This is a genomic window from Streptomyces recifensis (assembly GCF_002154615.1).
Taxonomy (GTDB): domain Bacteria; phylum Actinomycetota; class Actinomycetes; order Streptomycetales; family Streptomycetaceae; genus Streptomyces; species Streptomyces griseoluteus.
This window is the reverse complement of sequence record NZ_MUNH01000492.1, coordinates 1-6,140: the sequence shown is the minus strand read 5'-3', so window position 1 is coordinate 6,140 and position 6,140 is coordinate 1. Positions and strand designations below refer to the sequence as shown.

The window sequence follows — 6,140 nt, the reverse complement described above, 5'->3', positions numbered from 1 at the left end:
GGCCTGGCGGGCCTGGCCGAGCGGCTCGACGCGGTCGACGGGGTCCTGGTGATCGACTCCCCGCCCGGCGGCCCCACCGTCATCACCGCGGAACTGCCCTGGCGCGCCTGACGAAGCTGGAATGCTGGGCCTCCTTGTCGACAGGCGTGTGGGGGCTCGGGGAATCGTGGAGAACAAGGTGCGTGTGGTCATCGCCGAGGACTCGGTGCTGCTCAGAGAGGGGCTGACCCGGCTGCTGACCGACCTCGGCCACGAGGTGGTGGCCGGGGTCGCGGACGCGGAGGCGCTGCTCGCGACCATCGCGGAGCTGGCCGGCCGGGACGAGCTGCCGGACGTGGTGGTGGCGGACGTCCGGATGCCGCCGACGCACACCGACGAGGGGGTGCGCGCCGCCGTGGAGCTGCGCGGCCGGCACCCGGACCTCGGGGTGCTGGTGCTGTCGCAGTACGTGGAGGAGCGCTACGCCACCGAACTGCTGGCCGGCTCCAGCAGGGGCGTCGGTTATCTGCTCAAGGACCGGGTCGCGGACGTGCGCGAGTTCGTCGCCGCCGTGGAGCGGGTCGCCCAGGGCGGTACGGCGCTGGACCCGGAGGTGGTGGCGCAGTTGCTGGGCCGCAGCCGCAAGCAGGACGTGCTGGCCGCGCTCACCCCGCGCGAGCGGGAGGTACTGGGGCTGATGGCGGAGGGGCGGACCAACTCGGCCGTGGCCCGGCAGCTCGTGGTGAGCGACGGCGCCGTGGAGAAGCACGTCAGCAACATCTTCATGAAGCTGGGCCTCACCCCGAGCGACGGAGACCACCGGCGTGTTCTGGCCGTGCTGACCTACCTGAACTCCTGACGGCACCCAGACTGGGCGGCGTGGCGAGTCCACATAACGGGAGATACCCAAGCGATCCTCGGAAGCCGACCCTGAGCGACGTAGGGTTGACCCTGGGATTGGTCCGGGGGAAGACCGCCCCCGGACGGCCGCCTCGAAGGAGGTCCAGTTCAGTGACCAGTCAGGTCAGCAGCCCGGCGGAGCAGGCCGACGAGAACGCCGTCGGCAAGCAGCGCAGACCGGGCGGAGCGAAGGACGTACGGCGCCTGAACCGGGTGATCATCCGGTTCGCGGGGGACTCCGGTGACGGTATGCAGCTCACCGGGGACCGGTTCACCTCGGAGACCGCGTCCTTCGGCAACGACCTCTCCACCCTTCCCAACTTCCCCGCCGAGATCCGCGCGCCCGCCGGCACCCTGCCCGGCGTCTCCTCGTTCCAGCTCCACTTCGCCGACCACGACATCCTCACTCCGGGCGACGCGCCGAACGTGCTGGTCGCCATGAACCCCGCCGCCCTGAAGGCCAACGTGGGCGATCTGCCGCGGGGCGCGGAGATCATCGTCAACACGGACGAGTTCACCAAGCGGGCGCTGGCGAAGGTGGGGTACGCCGACTCCCCGCTGGACGACGGCTCGCTCGACGGTTATCACCTGCACCCGGTGCCGCTGACCACGCTGACGGTGGAGGCGCTGAAGGAGTTCGACCTCTCCCGCAAGGAGGCCGAGCGCAGCAAGAACATGTTCGCGCTGGGGCTGCTGAGCTGGATGTACCACCGGCCCACCGAGGCCACCGAGAAGTTCCTGACCACCAAGTTCGCCAAGAAGCCGGACATCGCGGCGGCCAACGTGGCCGCCTTCCGGGCGGGCTGGAACTTCGGCGAGACGACCGAGGACTTCGCCGTCTCCTACGAGGTGGCGCCGGCCACGCGGGCCTTCCCGCCCGGCGACTACCGCAACATCTCCGGCAACCTGGCCCTGGCGTACGGGCTGATCGCCGCATCCCGGCAGGCCGATCTCCCGCTGTTCCTGGGCTCGTACCCGATCACCCCGGCCTCCGACATCCTGCACGAGCTGTCGAAGCACAAGAACTTCGGTGTGCGGACCTTCCAGGCCGAGGACGAGATCGCGGGGATCGGCGCGGCGCTGGGCGCGGCGTTCGGCGGGTCGCTCGCGGTGACGACCACCTCCGGGCCGGGGGTGGCGCTCAAGAGCGAGACGATCGGGCTCGCGGTCTCGCTGGAGCTGCCGCTGCTGGTGATCGACATCCAGCGCGGCGGCCCGTCGACGGGTCTGCCGACCAAGACCGAGCAGGCCGACCTGCTCCAGGCGATGTACGGGCGCAACGGCGAGGCGCCGGTCCCGGTGGTGGCCCCGCGCACTCCGGCCGACTGCTTCGACGCGGCGCTGGAGGCGGCCCGGATCGCGGTGACCTACCGGACCCCGGTGTTCCTGCTCTCCGACGGCTACCTGGCCAACGGCTCCGAGCCGTGGCGCATCCCGGACCTCGACGAACTCCCGGACCTACAGGTGCAGTTCGCGCAGGGCCCGAACCACACGCTGGAGGACGGTACCGAGGCCTTCTGGCCGTACAAGCGGGACCCGCGCACGCTGGCCCGCCCCTGGGCGGTGCCGGGCACGCCGGGGCTCGAGCACCGCATCGGCGGTATCGAGAAGCAGGACGGTACGGGCAACATCTCCTACGACCCGGCCAACCACGACCTGATGGTCCGCACCCGACAGGCCAAGATCGACGGCATCGACGTCCCGGACATCGAGGTCGACGACCCGGACGGCGCCCCGACGCTGGTGCTCGGCTGGGGTTCGACGTACGGCCCGATCACGGCGGCGGTACGGCGGCTGCGCGCGGCCGGCGAGTCCATCGCGCAGGCGCACCTTCGCCACCTCAACCCCTTCCCGGCGAACCTCGGCGAGGTGCTCAAGGGTTACGACAAGGTGGTGGTCCCGGAGATGAACCTGGGGCAGCTCGCCACCCTGATCCGGGCGAAGTACCTGGTCGACGCCCGCTCGTTCAACCAGGTCAACGGCATGCCGTTCAAGGCGGAACAGCTCGCCACCGCGCTCAAGGAGGCCATCGATGACTGACTCCGCACGCGAGCTGCTCCAGCTTGTCCCCAAGGCCGAGGGCAAGCAGTCGATGAAGGACTTCAAGTCCGACCAGGAGGTCCGCTGGTGCCCCGGCTGCGGTGACTACGCGATCCTCGCGGCCGTGCAGGGGTTCATGCCGGAGCTGGGGCTGGCCCGGGAGAACATCGTCTTCGTCTCGGGCATCGGCTGCTCGTCCCGCTTCCCCTATTACATGAACACCTACGGGATGCACTCCATCCACGGCCGCGCCCCGGCCATCGCCACCGGGCTCGCGTCCTCGCGGCGGGACCTGTCGGTGTGGGTGGTCACCGGTGACGGGGACGCCCTGTCCATCGGCGGCAACCATCTGATCCACGCGCTGCGCCGCAATGTGAACCTGAAGATCCTGCTGTTCAACAACCGGATCTACGGCCTCACCAAGGGCCAGTACTCCCCGACCTCCGAACTCGGCAAGATCACCAAGTCGACGCCGATGGGATCGCTGGACGCACCGTTCAACCCGGTGTCGCTGGCGCTGGGCGCGGAGGCGTCGTTCGTCGCCCGGACCATCGACTCCGACCGCAAGCATCTGACCGAGGTGCTGCGGGCGGCCGCCGACCACCCCGGCACCGCGCTGATCGAGATCTACCAGAACTGCAACATCTTCAACGACGGTGCCTTCGACGCCCTCAAGGACAAGCAGCGGGCCGAGGAGGCGCTGATCCGGCTGGAGCACGGGCAGCCGGTGCGGTTCGGCGCGGACGGCTCGCGGGGTGTCGTACGGGACCGGGCCGGTGAGCTGACGGTGGTCACCGTGACCCCGGACAACGAGGCGGACCTGCTGGTCCACGACGCGCACGCGGCCTCCCCCACCACGGCGTTCGCGCTGTCCCGGCTGGCCGACCCGGACACCCTGCACCACACCCCGATCGGGGTGTTCCGGGCGGTGGACCGGCCGGTCTACGACAGCCTGATGTCCGAGCAGCTGGACACCGCGATCGAGCAGCGGGGCAAGGGCGACCTGGCCACGCTGCTGGCGGGCGGGGACACCTGGACGGTCGTCGGCTGAGGTCCGTGGGGCGTTGTGCTACGAGGTCCGGGAGCGTGTCTCCCGGACCTCGTCGTATGCGCGGCGGGCCTTCTCCACCTGCTCCAGGCGGTTCTCGGTCCACACGGCCAGCACCCTGACCTGCTCGGCGGCCTCGCGGCCCAGGTCGGTGAGGGAGTAGTCGACGCGGGGCGGAATGACCGGCTTGGCGTCCCGGTCGACCAGGCCGTCCCGCTCCAGGGTCTGAAGGGTCTGGGTGAGCATCTTCTCGCTGACCTCGCGCCCGCCCCAGCGGCCGACCGCCCGCCGCAGCTCCCCGAACCGGTAGGAGCGGTCCAGCAGCTCGATGAGGACGAGCGTGCCCCAGCGGCTCGTCACATGCTCCAGCACCAGCCGCTGCGGGCACAGGGCTTCACCGGCCTTGTTGCTTACCTTCATAGCAGTACCTTACTTGAAAGTGGGTACTGTCTTTTGGTTAGCGCCCTTCCTAGGGTTAGCGACATAACCCCGACGTTCCCCTAGGAGTAACGCCATGAGCATCGTCGTCACCGGAGCCACCGGACACCTCGGCCGCCACGTGATCGCCCAGTTGCTGGAGCGGGTCCCGGCCGAGGAGATCACCGCGGTCGTGCGGGACAAGGCCAAGGGCGCCGGGTTCGCCGAGCGCGGTGTACGGCTGGCCGTCGCCGACTACAACGCCCCCGAGTCCTTCGACGGCCTCTTCTCGGCGGGCGACAAGGTGCTGCTGATCTCGGGCAACGAGTTCGACAAGGGCCGGGTGGCCCAGCACCAGGTCGTCATCGACGCGGCGAAGGCGGCGGGGGTGGCGCTGCTCGCGTACACCAGCGCGCCGGGCACCCTGACCGCGACGCTGGCCGACGACCACCGGGCGACCGAGGAGGCGCTGCTCGCCTCGGGGCTGCCGTACTCGCTGCTGCGCAACGGCTGGTACCACGAGAACTACACGGAGAACCTGGCCCCGGTGCTGGCCCACGACGCGGTGGTCACGGCCGCGGGTGAGGGCCGTGTCTCCTCCGCCGCGCGTGCCGACTACGCCGCGGCGGCGGTCGCCGTGCTGACCGGCGAGGGCCACGAGAACACCACGTACGAGCTGGGCGGCGACGCGGCCTGGGGCTTCGCGGAGTACGCGGCCGAGCTGAGCGCGCGGACGGGGCGGACGATCAGCTACCAGTCCGTGTCCGGGGAGACCCTCAAGGGCATCCTGGCCGGCGCGGGGCTGCCGGACGCGCTCGCGGAGATGCTGGTCGGGGTGGACGCCTCGATCGCGCGGGACGAGCTGGTGGTGCCGGGCGGGGAGCTGTCGCGGCTGATCGGGCGGCCGACGACGCCGCTCGCGGTGGCGGTGGAGGAGGGGCTGAAGGCGGCGGCGGCCGGCTGAGGGGTCCCGCCGGGCGGGTGGCCCGCCCCACCTCCTTACCCGTCATGACCGTATGGCGATACGGGCATGACAGGCGGGGTGGGGCGGCGTTACCTTCGTTCTCGCGTGGCGGATTGCGAGAAGGAGGAGCCCGTGGCCGGGACGTCCAAGGGTGAACACCGAATAGGGCTGCTGAACGGCATCGCGGCGTACGGGATGTGGGGGCTGGTGCCCCTCTTCTGGCCGCTGCTGAAGCCGGCCGGGGCCATGGAGATCCTGGCCCACCGGATGGTGTGGTCCCTGGTCTTCGTCGCCGTGGCGCTGGTGTTCGTGCGGCGGTGGGCGTGGGCGGGCGAGCTGTTGCGCCAGCCGCGGCGGCTCGCGCTGATCGCGGTGGCCGCCGCTGTCATCACGGTGAACTGGGGCGTCTACATCTGGGCGGTGAACTCGGGTCACGTGGTGGAGGCGTCGCTCGGGTACTTCATCAATCCGCTGATGACGATCGGGCTGGGCGTGCTGCTGCTGAAGGAGCGGCTGCGGCCGGCGCAGTGGGCGGCGGTGGGCGTCGGCTTCGCGGCCGTCGTCGTCCTGACCGTGGGCTACGGACGGCCCCCGTGGATCTCGCTCTGCCTCGCGGTGAGCTTCGCGACGTACGGCCTGGTGAAGAAGAAGGTCGGCCTGGGCGGCGTGGAATCCCTGGCCGCCGAGACGGCCATCCAGTTCCTTCCCGCCCTCGCCTACCTGGTCTGGCTCAGCACCCGGGGCGACCTCACCTTCGCCACGGAGGGCCCCGCCCACGCCACCCTCCTCGCC

General features: G+C 70.6%; 7 protein-coding genes. 6 read left to right on the top strand and 1 reads right to left on the bottom strand.

All coding sequences use genetic code 11. The annotated features are described in order from the left end of the window. From CCN33_RS33935 to CCN33_RS23775, 4 genes are all read left to right on the top strand, one after another. Positions 1-111 (top strand): ATP-binding protein (locus CCN33_RS33935; protein ID WP_483027254.1); only part of this gene is annotated, 111 nt, incomplete at its 5' end. A gap of 67 nt (positions 112-178) precedes the next feature. Next, positions 179-838 carry a response regulator transcription factor gene (locus tag CCN33_RS23785; RefSeq protein WP_279628198.1) on the top strand — a complete coding sequence of 220 codons (660 nt, stop codon included), beginning with the start codon at positions 179-181 and terminating at the stop codon, positions 836-838. 152 nt (positions 839-990) lie between these two features. Further along, the gene (locus CCN33_RS23780) at positions 991-2,919 is read left to right on the top strand and encodes a 2-oxoacid:acceptor oxidoreductase subunit alpha (protein ID WP_086695544.1); all 1,929 of its coding nucleotides are present in this window, start codon (positions 991-993) and stop codon (positions 2,917-2,919) included. Continuing rightward, the gene (locus CCN33_RS23775) at positions 2,912-3,970 is read left to right on the top strand and encodes a 2-oxoacid:ferredoxin oxidoreductase subunit beta (RefSeq protein WP_086695543.1); all 1,059 of its coding nucleotides are present in this window, start codon (positions 2,912-2,914) and stop codon (positions 3,968-3,970) included. Before CCN33_RS23780 ends, CCN33_RS23775 begins: the two co-directional genes overlap by 8 nt. An 18-nt stretch (positions 3,971-3,988) precedes the next feature. On the opposite strand, the gene CCN33_RS23770 is transcribed toward CCN33_RS23775, so the two are convergent. After that, on the bottom strand, positions 3,989-4,387 hold the full coding sequence (locus tag CCN33_RS23770) for a winged helix-turn-helix transcriptional regulator (RefSeq protein ID WP_086695542.1): 399 nt from the start codon (positions 4,385-4,387) through the stop codon (positions 3,989-3,991). A 94-nt stretch (positions 4,388-4,481) separates the two neighbouring features. Here CCN33_RS23770 and CCN33_RS23765 point away from each other — a divergent pair, with 94 nt between their 5' ends. Then, positions 4,482-5,348, top strand: a complete 867-nt coding sequence (locus CCN33_RS23765) for an SDR family oxidoreductase (protein ID WP_086695541.1) — start codon at positions 4,482-4,484, stop codon at positions 5,346-5,348. A gap of 132 nt (positions 5,349-5,480) precedes the next feature. Next, positions 5,481-6,140, top strand: a 660-nt coding sequence (gene rarD, locus CCN33_RS23760) for an EamA family transporter RarD (RefSeq protein WP_086695540.1), incomplete at its 3' end; no start/stop codon positions are given.